Origin of the sequence: Rhodobacter sp. JA431 (genome assembly GCF_900217725.1) — a bacterium.
Classification (GTDB): domain Bacteria; phylum Pseudomonadota; class Alphaproteobacteria; order Rhodobacterales; family Rhodobacteraceae; genus Rhodobacter; species Rhodobacter aestuarii.
The window spans coordinates 127,481-148,119 of sequence record NZ_OBMP01000003.1 but is presented as its reverse complement, the minus strand read 5'-3'; the positions used below and the strand labels follow the sequence as shown (position 1 = coordinate 148,119).

19 protein-coding genes are annotated in these 20,639 nt (G+C 63.0%); 8 read left to right on the top strand and 11 right to left on the bottom strand.

What is annotated here, in order from left to right; all coding sequences use genetic code 11:
• Window positions 1-67 precede the first annotated feature (67 nt).
• Complete coding sequence (locus tag CRO18_RS07545; protein WP_076485866.1) at window positions 68-574, top strand: DUF1269 domain-containing protein; 507 nt, start codon at window positions 68-70, stop codon at window positions 572-574.
• A gap of 78 nt (window positions 575-652) precedes the next feature.
• Here CRO18_RS07545 and CRO18_RS07540 read toward each other — a convergent pair whose 3' ends face one another.
• A complete protein-coding gene (locus tag CRO18_RS07540; RefSeq protein ID WP_076485865.1) occupies window positions 653-862 on the bottom strand; it encodes a DUF2892 domain-containing protein in 210 nt (69 codons plus the stop codon).
• Between the two features lie 130 nt (window positions 863-992).
• Here CRO18_RS07540 and CRO18_RS07535 point away from each other — a divergent pair, with 130 nt between their 5' ends.
• Together CRO18_RS07535 and CRO18_RS07530 are read left to right on the top strand one after the other, a co-directional pair.
• A complete protein-coding gene (locus tag CRO18_RS07535) occupies window positions 993-3,425 on the top strand; it encodes a heavy metal translocating P-type ATPase (RefSeq protein WP_097081674.1) in 2,433 nt (810 codons plus the stop codon).
• A 119-nt stretch (window positions 3,426-3,544) separates the two neighbouring features.
• Window positions 3,545-4,021, top strand: coding sequence for a lytic transglycosylase domain-containing protein (locus CRO18_RS07530; protein ID WP_097081907.1), 477 nt, complete (start codon window positions 3,545-3,547; stop codon window positions 4,019-4,021).
• Between the two features lie 33 nt (window positions 4,022-4,054).
• Here the strand turns inward: CRO18_RS07530 and CRO18_RS07525 are convergent, their stop codons facing one another.
• The gene (locus tag CRO18_RS07525; RefSeq protein WP_097081673.1) at window positions 4,055-6,562 is read right to left on the bottom strand and encodes an ABC transporter permease; all 2,508 of its coding nucleotides are present in this window, start codon (window positions 6,560-6,562) and stop codon (window positions 4,055-4,057) included.
• Window positions 6,559-7,227 carry an ABC transporter ATP-binding protein gene (locus CRO18_RS07520; RefSeq protein ID WP_097081906.1) on the bottom strand — a complete coding sequence of 223 codons (669 nt, stop codon included), beginning with the start codon at window positions 7,225-7,227 and terminating at the stop codon, window positions 6,559-6,561. The genes CRO18_RS07525 and CRO18_RS07520 overlap by 4 nt, the downstream gene beginning before the upstream one ends.
• Before the next feature lie 49 nt (window positions 7,228-7,276).
• On the opposite strand from CRO18_RS07520, the gene CRO18_RS07515 reads away from it, so the two are divergent.
• The gene (locus CRO18_RS07515; protein ID WP_097081672.1) at window positions 7,277-7,924 is read left to right on the top strand and encodes an arylesterase; all 648 of its coding nucleotides are present in this window, start codon (window positions 7,277-7,279) and stop codon (window positions 7,922-7,924) included.
• Window positions 7,925-7,926: 2 nt separating this feature from the next.
• Here CRO18_RS07515 and CRO18_RS07510 read toward each other — a convergent pair whose 3' ends face one another.
• From CRO18_RS07510 to hemC, 3 genes are all read right to left on the bottom strand, one after another.
• On the bottom strand, window positions 7,927-9,147 hold the full coding sequence (locus tag CRO18_RS07510) for an MFS transporter (RefSeq protein WP_097081671.1): 1,221 nt from the start codon (window positions 9,145-9,147) through the stop codon (window positions 7,927-7,929).
• A 28-nt stretch (window positions 9,148-9,175) separates the two neighbouring features.
• Window positions 9,176-10,552: an FAD-binding oxidoreductase gene (locus CRO18_RS07505; RefSeq protein ID WP_097081670.1), complete on the bottom strand. Its 1,377-nt coding sequence runs from the start codon at window positions 10,550-10,552 to the stop codon at window positions 9,176-9,178.
• 80 nt (window positions 10,553-10,632) lie between these two features.
• Window positions 10,633-11,580 carry a hydroxymethylbilane synthase gene (hemC, locus tag CRO18_RS07500; RefSeq protein ID WP_076485859.1) on the bottom strand — a complete coding sequence of 316 codons (948 nt, stop codon included), beginning with the start codon at window positions 11,578-11,580 and terminating at the stop codon, window positions 10,633-10,635.
• Between the two features lie 118 nt (window positions 11,581-11,698).
• Between hemC and hemE the strand changes: the two genes are divergently transcribed.
• Window positions 11,699-12,730 (top strand): uroporphyrinogen decarboxylase, encoded by a 1,032-nt coding sequence (gene hemE, locus CRO18_RS07495; protein ID WP_097081668.1) that lies wholly within the window; start codon window positions 11,699-11,701, stop codon window positions 12,728-12,730.
• Between the two features lie 57 nt (window positions 12,731-12,787).
• Here the strand turns inward: hemE and CRO18_RS07490 are convergent, their stop codons facing one another.
• Window positions 12,788-14,773, bottom strand: a complete 1,986-nt coding sequence (locus CRO18_RS07490; protein ID WP_097081667.1) for a DEAD/DEAH box helicase — start codon at window positions 14,771-14,773, stop codon at window positions 12,788-12,790.
• Between the two features lie 187 nt (window positions 14,774-14,960).
• Between CRO18_RS07490 and CRO18_RS07485 the strand changes: the two genes are divergently transcribed.
• A complete protein-coding gene (locus CRO18_RS07485; RefSeq protein WP_249276011.1) occupies window positions 14,961-15,362 on the top strand; it encodes a hypothetical protein in 402 nt (133 codons plus the stop codon).
• Here CRO18_RS07485 and CRO18_RS07480 read toward each other — a convergent pair whose 3' ends face one another.
• Genes CRO18_RS07480 through clpS form a run of 3 tightly spaced genes read right to left on the bottom strand, consistent with a single transcriptional unit; the run spans window position 15,363 to window position 17,666 of the window.
• The gene (locus CRO18_RS07480; RefSeq protein WP_076485855.1) at window positions 15,363-16,178 is read right to left on the bottom strand and encodes an SDR family NAD(P)-dependent oxidoreductase; all 816 of its coding nucleotides are present in this window, start codon (window positions 16,176-16,178) and stop codon (window positions 15,363-15,365) included.
• Between the two features lie 39 nt (window positions 16,179-16,217).
• On the bottom strand, window positions 16,218-17,294 hold the full coding sequence (locus CRO18_RS07475; RefSeq protein ID WP_097081665.1) for a class I SAM-dependent methyltransferase: 1,077 nt from the start codon (window positions 17,292-17,294) through the stop codon (window positions 16,218-16,220).
• Window positions 17,295-17,318: 24 nt separating this feature from the next.
• A complete protein-coding gene (clpS, locus tag CRO18_RS07470) occupies window positions 17,319-17,666 on the bottom strand; it encodes an ATP-dependent Clp protease adapter ClpS (protein WP_097081664.1) in 348 nt (115 codons plus the stop codon).
• 133 nt (window positions 17,667-17,799) lie between these two features.
• Between clpS and CRO18_RS07465 the strand changes: the two genes are divergently transcribed.
• The gene (locus CRO18_RS07465) at window positions 17,800-18,513 is read left to right on the top strand and encodes an HAD family hydrolase (RefSeq protein ID WP_076485853.1); all 714 of its coding nucleotides are present in this window, start codon (window positions 17,800-17,802) and stop codon (window positions 18,511-18,513) included.
• A 294-nt stretch (window positions 18,514-18,807) separates the two neighbouring features.
• Window positions 18,808-20,400: a D-alanyl-D-alanine carboxypeptidase family protein gene (locus tag CRO18_RS07460; RefSeq protein ID WP_097081663.1), complete on the top strand. Its 1,593-nt coding sequence runs from the start codon at window positions 18,808-18,810 to the stop codon at window positions 20,398-20,400.
• A 72-nt stretch (window positions 20,401-20,472) separates the two neighbouring features.
• On the opposite strand, the gene ccoS is transcribed toward CRO18_RS07460, so the two are convergent.
• Entirely contained in the window at window positions 20,473-20,631 is a 159-nt protein-coding gene (gene ccoS, locus CRO18_RS07455; protein ID WP_076485851.1) for a cbb3-type cytochrome oxidase assembly protein CcoS, read from the bottom strand.
• Window positions 20,632-20,639: the final 8 nt, after the last annotated feature.

Here is a 20,639-nt window from a genome sequence, read left to right as displayed (position 1 = left end):
CCTCGGGTCGCATGCCAAGGGGCCCGGGGCGGGCGCGAGCGAAACGCCAGACGCAAAGGAGACAGAGATGTCCGAACTGATCGTGATCGGCTATGACGATGTAGACACCGCCGAAGCCGCCCGCAAAAAACTCTTTGAACTGTCAAACGACTATTATGCAGATGTGGGCGATGCGGTGATTGCCGTGGCTGATGAAAACGGCAAAGTGCATCTGCGCCAGATGGTTAACCCTTGGGCGCTTGGCGCGATGTCAGGCTCTTTTTGGGGACTGTTGATCGGCGCGATCTTCCTCAACCCGCTCTTTGGGATCGTGATTGGCGGGGCGGCTGGGGCTGCGGCCGGGGCGCTCACCGATTACGGGATCCGCGATGATTTCATGAAAGACATCGCCGCCACGCTCGCCCCGGGCCGGGCCGCGCTTTTTATGATGGCGCGCAATCTGACCTCTGACCGGGTGATCACCCATCTGGCCGATTTTGGCGGCACGGTGCTGCGCACCAATCTGAGTTCGACCGATGAAGCCAAACTGCGTGAGATTTTCGTGCAGGCCCAAAAGCTTGATCACGCCGCCTGAGCCACCTCACATCAAAAATGAAAAGGGCGGGATCTTCCCGCCCTTGCCTTTGTGTGCGACTGCGTCCGGAAAGGCAGATTATTTCGCCTCAAACGCACAGCCGGTTTTGAAGCCGAGCTTGCCCAGCACCATCGCGGCGGGACAAAAGCCGGTGAAGGCGGATTGGATCAGGTTCACACCGATAAAAACGGTGAACCACAGGAAGTAGGTGGACACGGTCCAGGTCAGGATCACGCTGACAAGAACCATGATGCCGGCGAAGACAAGAACGGCACGATCAAGGGTCATGGGAAGGCTCCGGTTGGAATGAATGCTTACCTTCAGCTAGCATTCACCATGCTCAAATTCAAGTTGCAGAATGTATTCACTACTTGACCTCTGCGGGCCCGGCCGCAAGTGAAAGGCAAAGGGGATCGGTATGGCCAGCACGAAATTCATCGTTGAGGGGATGCATTGCGGCGCCTGCACGGGCCGGGTGGAGCGCGCGCTTGCCGCAGAACCGGGCGTGCACAGCGCCGCAGCAAACCTTGTCGCGCGCTCGGTGCGAGTGGAGTTTGATACACCCGCCACTGCTGCCGGGCTAACGCAAGCCTTGGCAAAAGCCGGCTACCCGGTGGCTGAGGCTGAAACGAAATTGGCTGTTGAGGGCATGAGTTGCGCAAGTTGCGCGGGCCGGGTGGAACGTGCATTGGCCGAAACCCCCGGCGTATTATCTGCCGCCGTCAATTTGGCCACACAAACCGCGACGGTGACCTATGCCCAAGGCGCGATTGCACCATCGGAACTGGCGCAAGTGGTAACAGAAGCGGGCTACCCAGCCCGCACCATCACCGAAGCCATGCCCGCCGCGCCGATGGCAGAACGTCAAGCGCAGGAAGCCGCCAAACTAAAGAGCCAATTCCTCCTCTCCGCCATCCTCACCGCCCCGGTCTTCTTTTTGGCGATGGGACCGCATCTCTACCCGCCGCTGCATCACATTTTGGCCCGCGCGATGGGCGAGGATTGGATGCAAAATATCCAATTCTTCTTCACCACACTGGTGCTGGCCTTCCCGGGACGTGTGTTTTTGCGCCTTGGCCTCCCCGCGCTGCTGCGCCTTGCGCCCGAGATGAACTCGCTTGTCGCGCTTGGGGCGCTGGCCGCCTATCTTTATTCTGCCGTCGTCGTGCTTGCGCCGGGCCTTTTGCCCCCCGGCACGCTGGATGTGTATTTTGAAGCGGCAGCGGTGATCGTTACGCTCATCTTGCTTGGCCGCTGGCTTGAGGCGCGCGCCAAAGGCCAAGCCGGGGCAGCGATTTCGCGGCTGGTCGCGCTGCGCCCCAGCAGCGCCCGTGTGGAGCGGGATGGCACCACGATCTCGCTCCCGGTCGAAGAACTCGCCCCCGGCGATATTGTGCTTTTGGCGCCGGGCGAACGCATCGCCGTGGATGGTATTGTGACCGAAGGCACCGGCTTTATTGATGAAAGCATGCTGACGGGCGAACCCGTGCCGGTTGAAAAAGTGCCGGGCAGCCCCGTCACGGGCGGCACGGTCAACGGCACGGCGGCGCTTTCTTTCCGCGTTACCGCCACTGGGGGCGATACGGTGCTGTCGCGCATCATCGCCTTGGTGGAAGAAGCGCAGGGGCAAAAGCTCCCCGTGCAGGCACTGGTCGATAAAGTCACTCGCGTCTTCGTGCCCGTAGTGATGGCGCTTTCCACCCTCACCTTCCTGATTTGGTTCGCCGCAGGCCAAAGCTTTGCGGCATCATTGGTCGCTGCGATTTCCGTGATGATCATCGCCTGCCCCTGCGCGATGGGGCTCGCCACCCCGGTCTCGATCTTGGTTGGCACCGGGCGCGGTGCGGAACTTGGGCTTTTGTTCCGGCGCGGCGATGCGCTGCAACGCTTGGCCGAAGTGAAGACGGTCGCCTTTGACAAAACCGGCACGCTGACCGAAGGGCGGCCCGAACTCACCGGGCTCCATCTGGCCACCGATATGAGCGAAGATGATCTGCTCCGCCTTGCGGCTGGGGCCGAGGCGCGATCGGAACACCCGCTCGCCCATGCGATTGTGGAGGCCGCCAAAGCCCGCGGCCTCGCCCCCGCCCGTGCGCGCAAAGTCACCGCCACACCGGGGCGCGGGCTTTCCGCTGAAGTCGAGGGGCAGCAGATTTTGCTCGGCAATCGGGCGGCACTGACTGAGGCAGGCGTTGAAACGGCCCCACTCGCCCCCGCCGCAGACAACTTTGCCAGCGCAGGCAAAACCCCGGTTTTGGTCGCACTTGATGGCCAACCTATCGGGGTGCTCGCCCTGTCTGACCCGCCCAAAGATCACGCCGCCGAGGCGGTGAGCACGCTCAAGGCGCAAAACCTCCAAGTGGCAATGATCTCGGGGGATGCGCAGGCCACGGCGCAAGCGGTCGCGCGCGATCTCGGCATTGATCGCGTCACCGCCGAAGTGCTGCCCGCAGGCAAGGTGGACGCCGTCACGGCCCTCAAAACCAAAGGCGCGGTCGCTTTTGTGGGCGATGGCATCAATGATGCCCCCGCGCTCGCCGCCGCCGATGTCGGGCTCGCGCTCGGGTCGGGCACAGATGTCGCGATTGAAGCGGCCGAGGTGGTGATCACCGGGGCCGACCCGCGCGGCGCGGCCCGTGCGGTCACGCTTTCACGCGCGGTGATGCGCAATATCAAGCAAAACCTGTTCTGGGCGTTTGCCTATAACACCGCGCTAATCCCTGTGGCGATGGGCGTTTTGGTGCCTTTTGGCGGGCCGGGGCTTTCCCCCATGCTGGCTGCGGGGGCGATGTCTTTGTCCTCCGTTTTCGTGGTCACCAATGCGCTGCGGTTGCGCCGCGCCGCCAGTTGATCGGCAAAGCTCCGCGCATCGCCACGCCCCGGCCTTGATTTTTGCTCGCCCGAAAGCCTTCACGCGCGTATCACGATTGAAATGATCACGTGATCATGCGTCACGATTTTGGAGGCTTCATGGTAACGCGCCGCTCGCTTCTTCTTGGGATGACCGCCCTTGGCGCCCTTTCCGCCTGTGGTGCGGGACGGGAATCCACCAAATCTCCGCGCGCTGACCTTCTCAATCTTTACCCCGGCGAAACGCCCGCGCTGCGCGCCAAGATCAACCATTGGGCGGATCATTATGGCGTGCCGCGCTCGCTCGTGCACCGCGTCGTTCAGCGTGAAAGCGATTATAACGCCGCGGCGCGCAATGGCCCCTATTACGGGCTGATGCAGATCTTGCCGCAAACCGCACGCGGGATGGGGTTTGAGGGCGAGGCGATGGCGCTTCTCGATGCCGATACCAACCTGAAATACGGTGTGAAATATCTGCGCGGGGCGTGGATGTGTGCCGATGGCGACGAGCAAACCGCCGTCATGTGGTACGCGCGCGGCTATTATTATGAGGCTAAGCGGCGCGGGATCTTGTACGAAACCGGGCTACGCACCTGAGTAAGTGGGGGCGCGCGATACGCCCCCTACCCCTTATTCCTGCGCGCGCAACACCCGCGCGGGCCGCGCCGACAAGGGGCGCAGCGCGAACAGCGTTCCGGCCAGCAAAACCGCCGCCATGCCGCCCGCAACCACCAACAGGGCGGCGAGCGCATCAAAGCGGAAGCTGCTCTCCATCACCAACACCAGCACCGCCCAACCAGCCAGCGCGCCCACACCCACAGCGATGATCCCCGCCGCCGCGCCCATCAGCGCTGCCCGCAAAGCAAATGAGCGCAAAATCAGCCCGCGCGTGGCGCCAAGCGTTTTGAGAAGCGCCGCTTCGCGCGCGCGCGCCTCTTCGCCCGAAGCGGCCGCGCCTAGAAGCACCGCAAAGCCCGTCACCAGCGTGACGGACGCCGCCAAGCCCACCGCAGTCGCAATCGAGCCCAAAGCCTCGCTCACCCGGCTCAGCGCCTCGCGCACCGGCACGGCGGTCACGGTCGGAAATTCTTGCGCCATCAACCGCAACAGCCCGGCTTCCGTTTCTGGCGGCGCATAGACGGTGGCAAGGTCGGTATGCGGCGCGCTTGAAAGCGTGGCCGCATCAAAGGTCAGCACAAAGCCAATCCCCATGGTCGAGAAATCTACGTTCCGAAACGAGGTAATCTCAGCGACGATATCGCGGCCCAAAATGTTCACCGTCAGCTTATCGCCCAGCTTTAAGCCGAGTTCCGTCGCCTCTTCTTGCGAGACAGACACCAGCGGCGGGCCGGTATAGCCCTCGGGCCACCATTCGCCTGCGGTCAGCTCTTCGCGCGGGGTTTCGGCAAAGGTCACGCCCCGGTCACCGCGCAGCACCCAATGTTCGCCCGCCACCTCGCGCGCGTTTTGCCCGTTGATCTCGGTCACGATGCCGCGCAGCATCGGCACGGTATCAATCCGGCTCACGCCCTCTTGCGCCATCAGCCGGTCCACCAGCGCCGCACGCTCGGGCGGCGGGATGTCGAGCAGGAAGAAGGCAGGGGCCTGTTGCGGCAGTTCTTGCGCAATCGCCCCACGCAGCCCGCTTTGCACCTGCGCCACGGCGGAAAGCACCGTGAGCCCCAGCCCAAGCGCCAAAATCACCGCGGTCGCCTCTGACCTTGGCGCGCCAATGGCCGCCAACGCCGCATGCAGTGCCGGGCGGCGTGATGTGCGCGGGGCAAAGCGGCGCGCGAGCGCGCGAATACCCATCGCCGCAAGGGCCAGCAACACCAGCGCGCCCGCCACCCCGCCAAGGGTCACAAGCGTCAGCGTGGGCAGGCCCGAAAACAGCACCGCCGCCAAGACCAAAGCCGCCGTCAGCCCGGCAATGATCGCCAAGAACCCGAGCGGCGGCAGGCCACGACGCGGTTTCTCTGCCTCGCGGTAAAGCGTGGCCGCGCGCAATTCAGAGAGCCGCGCCAAAGGCCACAGCGCAAAGATCCCCGCCGTCAGCGCGCCATAGATCGCCGCCTCGTATAGCGGGCGAGCAGAAAGGCTGACCTCCACCGGCACCGGCATTGCATCGGCAATCAGCCCCCGCGCGGCAAAAACAGCGCCGCCGCCCAAGGCAAGCCCCGCCGCCACGCCCACAGTGGTCAGCACCGCAAGCTGTATCAGGAAAGCGCCCCGGATCGTCGTGCCCGAGGCGCCAAGTGCGCGCAAAGTGGCGATGGTCGCAGCCTTGCGCGCAATCCACGCCTGCACGGTGGCCGAAATGCCCACACCGCCGACAGCCAGCCCCGCCAGCCCCACAAGCACAAGGAACGAACTGAGCCGGTCGGTGAACCGCTCGATCGAGGGGGCCGCGCGGGTCTCATCGGCCCATTTCATGCCCGCGCCCGCAAAGCGGTCCTCCGCCGCGCGACTTAGGGCGCTTAAGCTCGTGCCCTCGGGCAAAAGCACCCGGTATTTCGTTTCATAAAGCGTGCCGGGGGCCAAAAGCGGCGTGCCCTCCAGCGACGAAAGCGCCACAACCGAGCGTGCGCCAAAGGCCATGCCCGCGCTGGCGGCATCGGGCTCGCGGACCAGTCGCGCCATCAAAACGAAACTTTCACCGCCAATTTTGAACGTATCCCCCGGTTGCAACCCCAAACGGTCTGCCAAAACCGGGTCGAGGAAGGCACCGGGCACACCGCCCTGCCCCGCCAAAGCCGCGACGCCCACGGGCGGGTCAAGCTGCGCCTGCCCCAAAAGCGGCCACGCGCCATCCACCGCTTTCAACTGCGTCAGCGCGGTTTCAGAGCCGTCTTCCAGCGCCGCCATGGAGCGCATTTCGACCACTTCGGAAAAGGCACGCGCATTAGCCACGATCCAGTCGCGTTCTTCAGGCGTAGCGCGGCGATAGGTGAATTCCATCTCTGCCTGACCACCGAGCATGGTGGAGCCTTCGGCGGCGAGGCCCGCCTTAATCGCCTCGCGTACCTCACCCACGGCGGTGATCGCGGCGACGCCCAGCATCAGACACAAGAGGAAAATGCGAAAGCCGCGCAGCCCCCCGCGCAATTCGGCACGCGCAATCCGAACCGCGAGGCTCATTCTAGCACCCCATCGGCAAGCCGCACCAAGCGCCCGCAACGCTCCGCCAGATCGGCAGCATGGGTAACCAGCACCAGCGTGGCCCCGGTTTGCGCTTGCAGATCAAACAAAAGCTCAATGATCGCGGCGCCGTTCTTGGCGTCCAAATTCCCCGTCGGCTCATCGGCGAGCAGAATCGCTGGGCGCGGAGCCACGGCACGCGCCAAAGCCACGCGCTGTTGTTCGCCGCCCGACATTTCAGACGGGTAATGGTGGTGGCGATGCCCAAGCCCCACCCGATCCAATTCCGCCATCGCGCGGGACTGCGCATCCGGCTGGCCCGCAATTTCCAAAGGCAGGGCAACGTTTTCGAGCGCGGTCATTGTGGGGACAAGGTGGAAAGATTGAAACACAATCCCCATATTCCCTCTGCGGAAGCGGGCCAGATCATCTTCGCCCATCGCGGTCAGATCCTGCCCCAAAGCGGTGACCTTGCCCCCGGTGGCGCGTTCCAGCCCGCCCATCAACATCAGGAGCGACGACTTGCCCGAGCCAGACGGCCCCACCAGCCCCACGCTTTCCCCCTTAGCGACCGAAAGCGTGATCCCGCGCAAAATCTCTACGGGGCCTGCGTTTCCGGCCAAAGTCAGCCGCGCATCATCAAGGGAGAGAACCGTGTCGGTCATGAAAACCTGCCTGTCATTGCTTTCAAGGGCATATGGGGTCCGCAGCGGCATGGGCAAGGTTTTGGCGGCCGGATTGGTCAGCGCTTCCCTTGCGTCAACGGCGGCAGCAGAGCCCATCACGCTGCTTGCGGTGGGCGATAGCCTCACCCAAGGCTATGGGTTAAACTCCGGCGAAGGGTTGGTGCCGCAATTGCAAAGTTGGTTGCAAGTTCATGGCGCTGACGTGAACGTGATCAATGCGGGCGTCTCTGGCGACACCACATCGGGCGGGCGGGCGCGGCTTGGCTGGTCGCTCACACCCGAGGTGGATGCGGTGATGATCGCCCTTGGCGGCAATGACATGCTGCGCGGCCAGCCCCCCGCCAAGGCCCGCGAAAATCTTGATGCGATGCTGGCCGATGTCACCGCCAAGGGCCTGCCCGCCGCGCTGGTGGGGTTGCAAGCGCCGGGCAATTACGGGGCCGCCTATCAGGAGGCATTCAACGCGATTTGGCCAGAGCTTGGCGCGCAATATGGTGCTGTGGTGGTGGATAACCTCTTGGGCCCGATTGCCGCGCAAAGCCCCGAAGAGCGCGCGGCCCAAGGCCTGATGCAGGCCGATGGCATTCACCCCTCCGCCAAAGGGGTGGTGCTGGTCGTCGAGGCATTGGGGCCGAAGGTGTTGGAACTGCTTGATCGGGTAACGCCCGACAGCTGAGATCAGCGCCGCCGGTCGAGCACAATCAGCAGCGTGGCCCCGGTCAGGGCCAGCCCCGCGCCAATGAAGGCGGCAAGCCCGTAGCCCACGGCCAAGGTGGTCCCCAGCGCAAACGAAGCCGCAGAGAAACCATCGCCGGCGAGCTTTTGCAGTGCCATAAGCGACGCCCCCGCGCCGGGGCGATCCCCCATCAGGTCTTGCAGATAGGCCATTGGTTGGGTGAGCACGATCGCCCCACCAATCGCGCCGGAGATCGTCAGCACCCAAACGGCGGGGCTTTCCGCCAAAATGGGAATCCCCGCAAGGTGGATCGCGTAAAGCACCGTGCCGATGAAGATGAACCATGTCTGGCGAATGCGCCCAATCATGAAGGGCAGTGCCAGCATGAAGGGCACCTCTAGCCCCGCCATGATCCCGGCATAAAGCGCGGTATCAGACGCGCCACGATAGGGAATGCCCGCGAAGACGAGCCCCACCACCACCATGTACAGCATCACCGCGCCATTGATCGTGCCAAGGGCCAGCACCCGGACCAGCACCTTGGGATGCGCAATTTCACGCAGCGACGCGCGGAAACTAAGGCCCGAGGGCGCATCCGACCAAGCCGTCGCCCCATCACGTGGCCAAAACGCCCAAGTCAGCCCCAAAATCAGCACCGCAAAGGCAAGGCAGACCGGGTAAATCACGGTCAGCGGCGTGTCGCCGCGAAACACGACCGACCAGATCGGCAAGACGATGATCCACGGCAGGGCAAACAGCGCACGCAGGGTAGAAAGCACCGCCGGGCGCTCTGCCTCTGGGCAGGTGGAGGCCGCGAGCCGCGCGAGGGCAAAGACCTGCCCAAAGATTGCACCGGACACGGGCAGGATCAGCGCATGGGCTAGAATGAAAACGGGCGCGATGGGGAAAAACGTCACCAAGGCGGTGCCAAGCGTCAGCGCGCCGCTCACGATTAGCGCGATGCGGCGGCGGTTCGCGCGTTGATCGGCGCGAATACCGAAGGAAACCGAGGCCGCCACCCCCACGAAGGACGCCACCACCAACAGCACAGAAAAAGCGTGATCGCTCATCCCAAAGCGGGTCACTGCCAGCATTGAGACATAGGGCACAAGCGTGGCGATATGCGCGCCAAACAGCGCAATCAGCGCCGCTGCAAGGCGCAGTGCGGGCACGCGGAGGATAGGGCGGAACGGGGCGGATAGGCTCATGATCGCGCGATCCATGCCCCCTGACGCGCCCAGTTTCAAGAGCCTATGGCAAAACCTTGCCGGGGTTCAAAATCCCCTTCGGGTCGAGCGCGGCCTTGATCGCCGCCATCATCTGCACCGCAACCGGGTCTTTATGCGCGGCCATCGTGGCGCGTTTGGAGATCCCCACCCCATGTTCGGCAGAGAAACTGCCGTTCAGCGCCATTGCCTCCTCATTCACCGCCGCGCGGATCGCCTTTCCCAACGCGGCATCCGAGCGGCTGGGATAGGCGGTGTAATGCAGATTGCCATCGCCCAGATGGCCAATCACCAATTCCCCGGCCTGCGGGTCCAACGCCATCAGGCGCGGGGTCATGCGGTCAAGGAAGGACTGCAACAGATCAAGCGGCAGAGCAATGTCGCAATCCACAATATCGGGGGTGGTGAAGGTGATCTCGGCCGCCGTTTCGCGCATCTCCCAAAGCTTGCGGCGCTGCGCGGTGGAATGGGCCACCACAGCCTCGGTCACGCGGCCCTGTTCCATCGCCTCAAAAAGCGTGGCCTCAAGTTGCGCCACAGGGTCAGCCCCGGGCACGGTGGTCGCGGTTTCGATCAGCACATTGACGGGTTGCGGCGGGAACGGGCAGGCCAGCGCAGGTTTGGCCTTTGCAAGCCGCTCCATATAGGTGTCGGGCATATATTCAAACGCCTCAACCGCGCCGCCGCTGCCCTTTTGCACGGCATTCAAAATCGTGAGCGCATCGCCCAAACTGGGCAGCCCGATCAGCGCCGTCGCATAGGCCTTGGGCGCAGGCGTGAGCTTGAGCACCGCGGCGGTTATGATGCCAAGCGTCCCTTCCGCGCCGATCATCAGATCGCGCAGGTCGTAACCCGTGTTGTCTTTGTGCAGCCCGGTCAGGCCGTTCCAAATCCGGCCATCGGCCAGCACGACCTCTAGCCCCAAACAGAGCGCACGCGCCGAGCCATAGCGCACCACATTAGACCCGCCCGCATTGGTGGACAAAAAGCCCCCCACCATCGCCGAGCCTTTGGCCCCAAAGGTCAGCGGGAACGCCAGATCATGCTGCGCGGCCAAATCATGCAGGCTTTCCAGCACCACGCCCGCCTCGGCCACCGCCACCCGCGCGGCGGGGTTGATCTCGCGCACGCGGTTCAGGCGTGAAAGCGAGATCATCAGCGCGCCTTCGGCAAAGGTACCGCCATTTAGCCCGGTATTGCCGCCCACCGGCACAACCTTGGTGCCGGTTTCATGCGCCAATTGCAAAAGCGCCGAAACCTCTGCCGTTGTGCCGGGGCGCACCACGGCCAAGGGGGTCCAAGTATAATGGCCCGTCCATTCGCGGCCAAAGCCCGCCGCCTCGGCCCCGGTCAGCACATGGGTGGGGCCGACAATCTCAGCAAGGCGGGCGATCAGATCCATGGCGGGTGTCCTTGAAATGCAGCGGGCCGGAGGCTGCCCTGCGGCAAACCTCCGGCCCGAAAGGCTTTATCGTCGTGGGCTCAGCAGCGCCAGCTAAAGAAATCAGCCGGGGCCGAGGCCAGCATCCGGCGCGCAAGCTCTTCGCCAAGGGCTTCGCCATCGGTCGCCGGACCACGAATGGCATCGGCAATCGCTTCCGAGCCATCGGGGCGCAAAATCTCGCCACGCAGCCAGATTTGATCGCCTTCAAGGATCGACAGACCCGCAATCGGCGTCTCGCACGAACCATCCAGCGTGCGCAGGAAAGCGCGCTCACAGGCAAGGCGCAGCCCCGAGGGGCCATCCATCAGCGGCAGCAGCAGCTCAGCGCAACGCTCATCGGCGATGCGGCGTTCGATCCCGATGCAGCCTTGCGCCACGGCGGGCAACATATCTTCCGGCTCAATCGAAGATTTCGCCACATCCGACATGCCAAGGCGGTTCAAACCGGCCCGCGCCAAGAAGGTGGCATCGGCCACGCCATCTTCGAGCTTTTTCATCCGGGTTTGCACATTGCCCCGGAACTCCACCATTTTCAGGTCCGGGCGACGATAGGCAAGCTGCGCACGGCGGCGCAGCGACGAGGTGCCGACAACAGCGCCTTCGGGCAGCGCGTCAAGCGAGTCGTATTTGAGCGAAACGAAAGCGTCGCGGGTATCTTCACGCGGCAAATAGCAGTTGAGGATCAGGCCTTCGGGCTGCACCGTCGGCATATCTTTCATCGAATGGACGGCAATATCGATGCCACCATCGACCATCGCCTCTTCGATTTCTTTGGTGAAAAGGCCTTTGCCCCCCACCTCTTTCAGCGGTTTGTCCGCTGCAATCAAAGAGGCATTGTCGCCCGAGGTCTTAATGACCACGATCTCAAACGCCTCTTCAGGCAAATCATGCGCGGCCATGAGCCGCGAACGGGTCTCGTAGGCTTGCGCGAGCGCCAGAGGGCTGCCGCGGGTGCCGATCTTCAGCGGGGCGTTGGGCGAGGGCATCTGTTCCATACACTTGGCATATCCGCGTCAGATTGCCCGCGCAAGCTTTACAACTGTCAACAAGACTTGACATTCAGCCGCAGGGGGCGATGAAAGGGAGTAAGTGAAGGAGGCCCCCATGACCGACAAGACGATCCTGCGCGCCCTGAAGGGCGAAGTACTTCCCACGCCGCCGGTGTGGCTGATGCGGCAGGCGGGCCGCTACCTGCCCGAATACCGTGCGACCCGCGCGCAGGCGGGCGACTTCCTCAGCCTGTGCTACACGCCCGATCTGGCCGCCGAAGTGACGCTGCAGCCGATCCGCCGCTTTGGCTTTGATGCGGCGATCCTGTTTGCCGACATCTTGCTGTTGCCGCAAGCCTTGGGTGCGGACCTTTGGTTTGAAACGGGCGAAGGCCCGCGCATGTCCACCACCACCGATATGGCTGGTGTGAACGCGCTTAAAGGCAAAGACGACATCCACGACAAGCTCGCCCCGGTCTACGAGACCTGCAAAATCCTGTCGCGTGAACTGCCCAAAGAAACCACCTTCATCGGTTTCGCCGGCATGCCCTGGACCGTGGCGACCTATATGATCGCGGGCCGTGGCTCGAAAGACCAAGCCGCCGCGCATAAACTCAAAGACACAGACCGGGCCGCCTTTGTCGCGCTGCTCGACAAGGTGACCGATGCGACGATCGAATATCTGTCGAAACAGGTCGAAGCGGGCTGTGAAGTCGTCAAGCTGTTTGACAGTTGGGCGGGCAGCCTGAAGGGCCAGGATTTTGACGATTTCGCGGTGGAACCGGCGAAACGCATCACCTCGGAACTCAAAGCCCGCTTCCCGGGCCTGCCGGTCATCGCCTTCCCGCGTGAAGCGGGTGACGGTTACATCGGCTTTGCCAAGAAAACCGGGGCCGATTGTGTGGCGATTGACAACTCCGTCTCGCCCGAATGGGCAGCCGCCAATGTGCAAAAAGATGGCTGTGTGCAGGGCAACCTTGATCCGTCCTACATGATCACCGGCAGCGATGCGCTGGTGCAGGCCACGAAAGATGTTGTCGCCGCGTTCAAAAACGGCCCGCATATCTTCAACCTCGGCCACGGCATCACGCCCGAAGCCGATCCGGAAAACGTCACGCTGCTGATGGAAACCATCCGCAACGGTTAAGCTGCGGTCGGGGAGACCAAAGCGAAAGGGGGCCAAGCGGCCCCCTTTCTTATTTCCTTACGCTTTGCGCGGTTTCTTGGGGCCCGGCTTGCATGCGCCTGCAGGTTTGCCACCCGGTTTTCCTGCGGGTTTCGCGCCGTATTTCGCCTTCGGCTTGCCCTCTTTTGCAGCACCGCCATGGCCACCTTCGCGCGCCCAAGGGGCGGCTTTGCGGCCTTTCGCGGGCGCGCCTTCGCCGAATTTGCGGGCCGGGCGTTCTGCACGCTCTTGGCGCTCGCCACCTTCGCTGCGGTCTTCGCGCGGCGGACCTTTGCGGTGCGGTTTCGGGCTGCGCGGTTTGTCACCAAAGCTTTTGCCGCCATAGGGTTTCCGGTCGCCACGGTCGCCACGATCCCCGCCCTTACCGGCCCAGCGGGCAGGCTTCGGACCGGGCCGATCCAGCCCAGCCGGCGCTTCGGCCAGCGGCTCGACGGTGCATTTGTCTTCCATCACCATCGACGGCGCGAGCCCGGCTTCGAACTTTGCCGCCGCCGATTCATGGATTTGCACGAAGGTATGATCTTCCATCACCCGGATCATGCCAATGTCGCGGCGCGTCAGATCGCCCGCGCGGCACAGCATCGGCAAAAGCCATTTCGGATCAACCCATTGGTCGTGGCCCATCGACAGACGATAGAACCGCGCCGCGCCAAATTCTTCGCGTGCACGCGGTTTCGGGCCTTCGCCCACCGTCATCGGCACGATGTCTTCGGGCGCGGTGCGCGCAGCCCGGAAATGGCGCAGCACCGCCGCCGCCAATTGCTTGGGCGGGAAGGCCGAGACAAGGCGCTCGACCGCGTCAAATTCTTCCGCCGTGACCGGCTCCACCAGACCCGGCTCTTGCAGCATGCGCTCTTCATCGCGCGCCAAGATGGCCTCCGGCGTCGGCGCGGTGTCCCAGTTCACGGCCACGCCCGCTTCGCGGATCAGCCGTTCTGCCTTGGCGCGAATATTCGCGGGCACGACGATGGCCGAAAGCCCTTTGCGACCAGCACGCCCGGTGCGGCCAGACCGGTGCAAAAGCCCTTCGCGGTTCATCGGCAGATCAGCGTGAATCACCAATTCCAAGCCCGGCAGGTCGATCCCGCGCGCGGCCACATCGGTCGCAATGCAGACCCGCGCCCGGCCATCGCGCATCATTTGCAGCGCGCGGGAGCGTTCGTCTTGCGTCAGTTCCCCAGACAAGGCGACGACCGAGAAACCCCGATTCAAAAGCCGCCCCGTCAGGTGCGCCACGGCGGCGCGGGTCGAACAAAACACAATCGCGCGCTCTGCTTCATGGAAGCGCAGCAGGTTGACGATGGCGTTTTCCCGATCTGAGCGGTCGACCAAGAAGGCGCGATAATCAATATCGGCATGGCTTTCGCGCGCGGCGATGGTGGAGATTCGCTCCGCCTCGCGCTGGAAGGTGCCTGCCATCCGCTCAATTTCGCGCGGCACGGTGGCCGAGAACATCAGCGTGCGGCGGCTTTCCGGCGCAGCTTCTAGAATGAATTCAAGATCTTCGCGAAAGCCCATGTCGAGCATTTCATCGGCTTCGTCGAGCACAACGACCGAAAGCGCCGCCAGATCCAGCGCGCCACGGCGGATGTGGTCGCAAATCCGGCCCGGGGTGCCGACAACGATATGCGCGCCGCGTTCAAGCGCACGGCGTTCCGACCGGGCATCCATGCCGCCGACGGCCCCCGCGATCACGGCACCAGCGCCCGCGTAAAGCCAGCTCAGCTCCCGGCTCACCTGCATCGCCAATTCGCGCGTCGGGGCCACCACCAGCGCACGCGGCAGATCCGGATAAGGCGAAATCCCCGCCTCGCCCATCAATTCGCCCGCCATCGCCAGACCAAAAGCCACGGTTTTGCCCGAGCCCGTCTGCGCCGAGACCAACAGATCGCGCCCGGCGATCTCGGGCTTCGTCACCGCCTCCTGCACCGGCGTGAGGGCTTCATAGCCCTTCGCAGCCAACGCCTGTGACAGCGCGGCGGGAAGATGGGGGAACTCGGTCATGGGGGGAAGGCTTTCACTAGAGCGGAAAGCGCGGCTTCTACGCCCCTTTGCCTTAAAAAGAAAGCCTGTTGTGCAGAATGGGTGAAAATATCCGCACAAACTGTCGCGCAACGGGAAGCGCGCGTCTGGCCCGCCCTTGCCAAGGGCTTGCGCGCACGAAAGAATGCCACAAAGCTCGGAGGCCCTCATGCGCAAACTCTCGCTGCTCGCCCTTTTGCTCATTGCCGCCTGCGGCACGCCGCAAGAACGGTGCATCAACCGCGAAACGCGCGAATTGCGCAGCGTGCAGAATCTCTTGGCAGAGGTAGAGGGCAATCTGGCGCGCGGCTACGCTTATGAAGACTATGAAGTGCCAATGACCCGGTGGGAAGTCTGCGGCGCGACCACGATCACCCGCCCCGATGGCACGGTGATCGAAAAGCCTCAGATGTGCCTTGAAGATTACACCGTGACCCGCACCCGCAAAGTGGCGATTGATCCGGCTGCCGAGACCCGCAAACGGGACGGGCTGCGCAAACGCGTGAAGGAATTGACCCCCGCCGCCAATGCCGCTGTTGCCGCCTGCCGTGAAGCCTACCCCGAGACGTGATCAGTAAGCTGGCACGCAGACCGGATCGAGCAGGCTGCGCCCACCATCCACGGTGATGATCTGCCCGGTCACAAAGCCGCCGCCGGGGGACGCCAGATATTGCACCGTATCGACCAACTCCGAAGCGGGCGCAATCCGGCCAAGCGGCGTGCCCTCGGTAATGGCCTCGCGCCACGAGCTATTTTCCTTCAAGGCGGCTTGCAGCGACGCGCTCATGAGTGAGGCGAAGGCCACGCCATTGACGCGAATGCGATGCGGGGCAAGCGCCACGGCGAGCGCGCGCGTTGCTTGATCTTGCGCGGCACAAGCAATCGAATAGTTCAGCAATTGCGGCTGGTTACGGCACCCAGCCAAGGTCGAGACGTTGATGATCGAGCCGATCTCGCCTTCGGTGCGTTCTTCCTTCTCAGCAAGCGCGATCATCCGCTTCGCCGTCATCTGCGACAACCGCAGGCTGGATTTCATATTCTGCGCGAGCATCTCTTCCAGCCCGCTATCGGAGCAATCGAGCGGGTCGAGCGTGGGGGCAAAACTGCGCGCGGCATTGACCAGCACGTCAATCCGGTCAAAGGCGTCAATCGCGGCAGAAAGCAAGTTCGCAGCCGTTAGCTTTTCGCACAAATCGCCCGTGAAAAGCCGCACCGGACCGGTTTCTTCGCGCGCGGCGGCGCCCCATTCCGCTTGCAGCCGCGCTTCATCGATATCGGCGCAAATCACCTGCGCGCCGCGATCCAGAAAATGGCGTGCAATCGCAAGGCCAATGCCGTTGGCAGCCCCGGTGACAATGGCAGTCTTGCCGGAAATCGCGAGCGTCATAGCGGCTCCTTCAGCGGTTTTGGGAGAGGTTAACCGATCTTAACGACGGGTGCGAGCAACGCGGCGGCCTTTCGGCGGCGCGCTCACGGGCTTTTGCACAGCGGCACCCGGCTTTGTGGCATGGGCAATCGGCCGCTCTGCCCGGAAGATGCGGAAGGCCCCATCACGGCCCGTGGGCGGCGTGATCTCATGCACCTCATGGAAGGTTTCGCGCAGCACCGCCTCATAGGGCAGGTGGCGGTTTGCCACCATCCAAAGCGTGCCCGAAAGCGACAAAAGCCCCGCGGCAGACCGAATAAAGGCCGCGCCAAGCGCCGGATCTGCCGTGCGCGAGGTGTGAAACGGCGGGTTCATCACCGCACCCGTAGGGCGATTTTCCAACTTCAGATGGGTAACATCCCCCCAAATGAAGCGTGCACGCGGGTCCGAAATATTCATTTTCGAACATTCGAGCGCGGAATGCTCTGCCTCGACCAGATCAAGGCTTTCTACGCCTTCGCGCGCCAGCACCTGTGCCGACAGCCAGCCCCAACCCGCGCCGAGGTCGATCATTTTCGCCGGCAGATGCTCGGGCAAACACGCCGCCAACAGTGCCGAACCCCGATCTACCCCATCGGCAGAAAAGACGCCGGGCAGCGTGGTAAACCCTTCGGCAGGATGCATCGGCTTTGCCGCCCAAGCCGCCAGCGCGCCCGATGTGGCGGAGAAGGAGAAAATCTTGCCATGCGCTTTGGCGATCGGGTCCGAGATTTCGAGATGCGCGCGCACATCTTTGATCACCGAGTCGATGCCATCGGTTTTCATGCCATCGACCCAGATCACCCCACCGGGGGCCACACCTTCACACGCCGCCGCCAAAAGCGCGCGCGCTTCGGCCTTCGCGCGGGGCAAAAACACCACGGCCCCGGCATAGCTGCCCTCGGGCGCGGGCGAAACGGTGTAGCCGCGCGCGGTGAGCGCGTCATAATCTGGGCGGAAGCCTTGGATCAGGTGCAGCCGCTCTTTCGGCAAAAGCGACAGATCGCTTTCCGCCGTTGGGCGAAACACCGCGATACGACCTTCCACGGGCAAAGCTTCGGGCGCATCAAGCGCCAGTGACAAACGGGTATGGCTCATGGCGGGTTCAGAGGGCGCCTGCCCTCACTCCTTTTCCATCGTGCATTGCAGCGGATGCTGGTGGCGCCGGGCGAAATCCATCACCTGCCCCACCTTCGTCTCGGCCACTTCGAAGGAATAAACGCCGACAACCGCCAGCCCCTTCTTATGCACTGTCAACATGATCTCAAACGCTTGTGCATGGGTCATGCCAAAGAACCGCTCCAGGATGTGCACGACGAATTCCATCGGCGTGTAATCATCATTGAGCAGCATCACCTTATACATCGGCGGGCGCTTGGTGCGCGTCCGCGTCTTGGTGGCAAGACCCGCATCGCCATCGCCCCCGCGATCGCCATCATCATCGGCGCTGGCAAGGAAAGGCTGAAGCACGTGGTCCTCCAAGGATAGGGAATCGCTGAGCATGCGCGTCAATATAGGAAGATGGTGACAGAAAAAAAGCCCAAGCGGAACAGTTGCCAAACAGGAGGTTGCGCGGCAGGGTCGCGCGGCAAAGGAGGCGCCCATGACGCTGACCACCATTGGCTTTGATGCCGACGATACGCTTTGGCACAATGAGCGGTTCTTTCGGCTCACGCAGGCGCGTTTTCATGACCTGCTGGCCGATCATGCGCCCGCCGATCATTTGGAAGAACGGCTATTAGCGGCGGAGCGGCGCAACGTGGGCCATTACGGCTTTGGCGTGAAGGGCTTCACGCTGTCGATGATCGAAACCGCGATTGAGGTGAGCGAGGCGCAGGTTCCCGCTTCGGTGATCGCAGAGATCATGGCGGCAGGGCGCGAAATGCTCGCCCATCCGATCGAATTACTGCCCCATGCCCGCGCGACGGTGGAGGCGCTTTCTGGCCAGTATCGGTTGGTTCTGGTCACCAAGGGCGATTTGCTCGACCAAGAGCGTAAACTCGCGCAATCCGGGCTGGGGGAATTGTTTGACGCGATTGAGATTGTCTCGGACAAGCGCGCCGAGACTTATCAAACCGTATTTGCGCGCCATGGCACCGGCGCAACAGAGGGGCTAATGGTCGGCAACTCCCTGAAATCGGACGTTTTACCGATGATTGAGGCCGGCGGCTGGGGCGTTTACGTCCCGCATGGGCTCACTTGGGCACTTGAACATGCCGACCCGCCCTTAGGGCACCCAAGATTTGCGGAATTGCCCGATTTGAGCGGCCTTGAAGCGCTTGTCACAAGTATAGGCCGCGCACGCAAAAGTGAGTAAGGCCCCGCGCCGATCCCAAAAACGACATCGCCACAATTTCGCCACATATCAAAAACACAACATCTAGCACCCAGACGCCATAAACCTACGGTATATTGCGCAGGGGTGCCGCCCTCGTTGCATCAAGGTCGCATTCAAACCCTTTGAATCTTCTTGGTTTTCACCGCGATATGACCGTGCTAGGCTGTGCGAAAGCCCAAAAATAGGGGCGTTCAGAGGCAGTGTAAGGGCAGTACCGTGACCAGGCTTTCGTGCTGGGTCCGTTCAGGGCTTGTGGCAATACTTCTTGTTCTTATGCCGGTGGCGCTTTGGGCGGCACCGTTTGCGGCATATGTGATCGACGCGCGTTCGGGCGAGGTGCTTTACGCCAAAAACGCCGAGACGCGGCTGCACCCGGCCTCGCTCACCAAAATGATGACGCTCTACATCGCGTTTCAAGAAATCGAAGCGGGGCGGCTGAGCCTTGATACGATGGTGACGGTTTCCGCCAATGCTGCGGGGCAACCGCCCTCCCGCGTTGGCCTCAAGGCCGGGCAGAAGATCGCGCTGCGCTATCTGATCCGCGCTGCGGCCGTAAAATCTGCCAACGATGCGGCCGCCGCAATTGGTGATTTTATCGGCGGTGATGAGGCAAAATTTGCCGCGCGCATGACCCGCACCGCCCGCGCGCTTGGCATGACCAAGACTACGTTCAAAAACGCGAACGGGCTGACCCGCGAAGGGCATTTGTCGACCGCCCATGACATGACGACTCTGGGTCGCCACCTGCTGTTCGATTTCCCGCAATATTACAACCTGTTCTCGCGCCGTAGCGCAGATGCAGGGATTGCCCGCGTTTACAACACCAACCGCCGCTTCCTGGATGCCTATGAAGGCGCGGATGGAATCAAGACGGGCTATACGGTTGCCGCGGGCTTCAACCTTGTGGGCTCGGCAAAGCGCGGCAACAAACGCATTATTGCGACCGTGTTTGGCGGCACCTCGACCGCAAGCCGCAACGCGAAAATGGCGGAACTTCTGGATCTCGGCTTTGCTCGTGCGCCGAACCGTGCGCGCACGGTCACGCCTGAACCCGCCCCGATGCTGCTGGCTGATGCGGCCCCCACATCTGCGCCGCCTGCGCTGAAGCGCAGCCCACGGCCAATGGAACGCCCGGCACCTGCGGCACCTGAAATCGCCGCCGCGATTGACACCGACGCCATCGCTGCCGCTGTCGCACTGGCAGCCGCAGCACCGCCGCCTGCACCTGCACCAGAGCCGGTACAAGCTGCCGAGCCGCAAGAAACCTTGGCCGCAACCATTCAAGTGGCGCAGGCCCAGCCCAATACCCTGCGCCCCGCGCCGAAGCCCGCGCACACCGCTCCCGTGCAATTGGCCTTGGCTGAGGACGAACCGGCAGGTCTGGTTGAAGTGACCGCGCCGCAGCCCGAAACGCTGGCGATGCTCGAAGCGGATGACTCTGTGCTTGCGCAAGGCGATACCGATGCCACCGCGCCGATCTTCATCCAGACGGCAACGGCTCAGCCGGAAACGCTGGCGATGTCGCGCAGCCAAGCTAGCCGCAATGATACGGTGATTTTGGCCGCCCTCACCCCCCCTGCCCCGATGCCGCAAGCGCGGCGCGAAGTGGTGGCGCGGGCCTCAAGCTCCGGTGGGCGGCAATGGGGCGTAAGCCTTGGCAAATACAATTCACAATATGCCGCCGAACAGGTGCTGTTGAAAACGGCGCTGATGGAAAGCACTTCGCTTGGGGAAGGCCTGCGCAAAGTGGCCAGCCGCCCCGCAGGGCATGAGGCACTGTTTGTTGGGCTGACCCGCGCTGATGCAGACCTTGCCTGCGCGCGGCTAAGCGCCCGTGCCGTGGACTGCACAGTCATCGGGCCGTAAGCGCGCCCCACAGAAGCTATAAAAGCCCGGGCCTTGCGGCGCCCGGGCTTTTTCTTTGCACAATCGCTTCGCTTATTGCTTCGGGTGATCGTCATATTGGCCAGACAAGATCCGTTCGGCATCGCCCTTCGGGTCTTCATATTGGCGGTCTTTCAGCGACCAAACAAAAGCCACAAGGCCAAAGCCGCCCAGAAAGAGCGAGATCGGGATGAGATAGGTCAGGACCGACATCAGGGCAC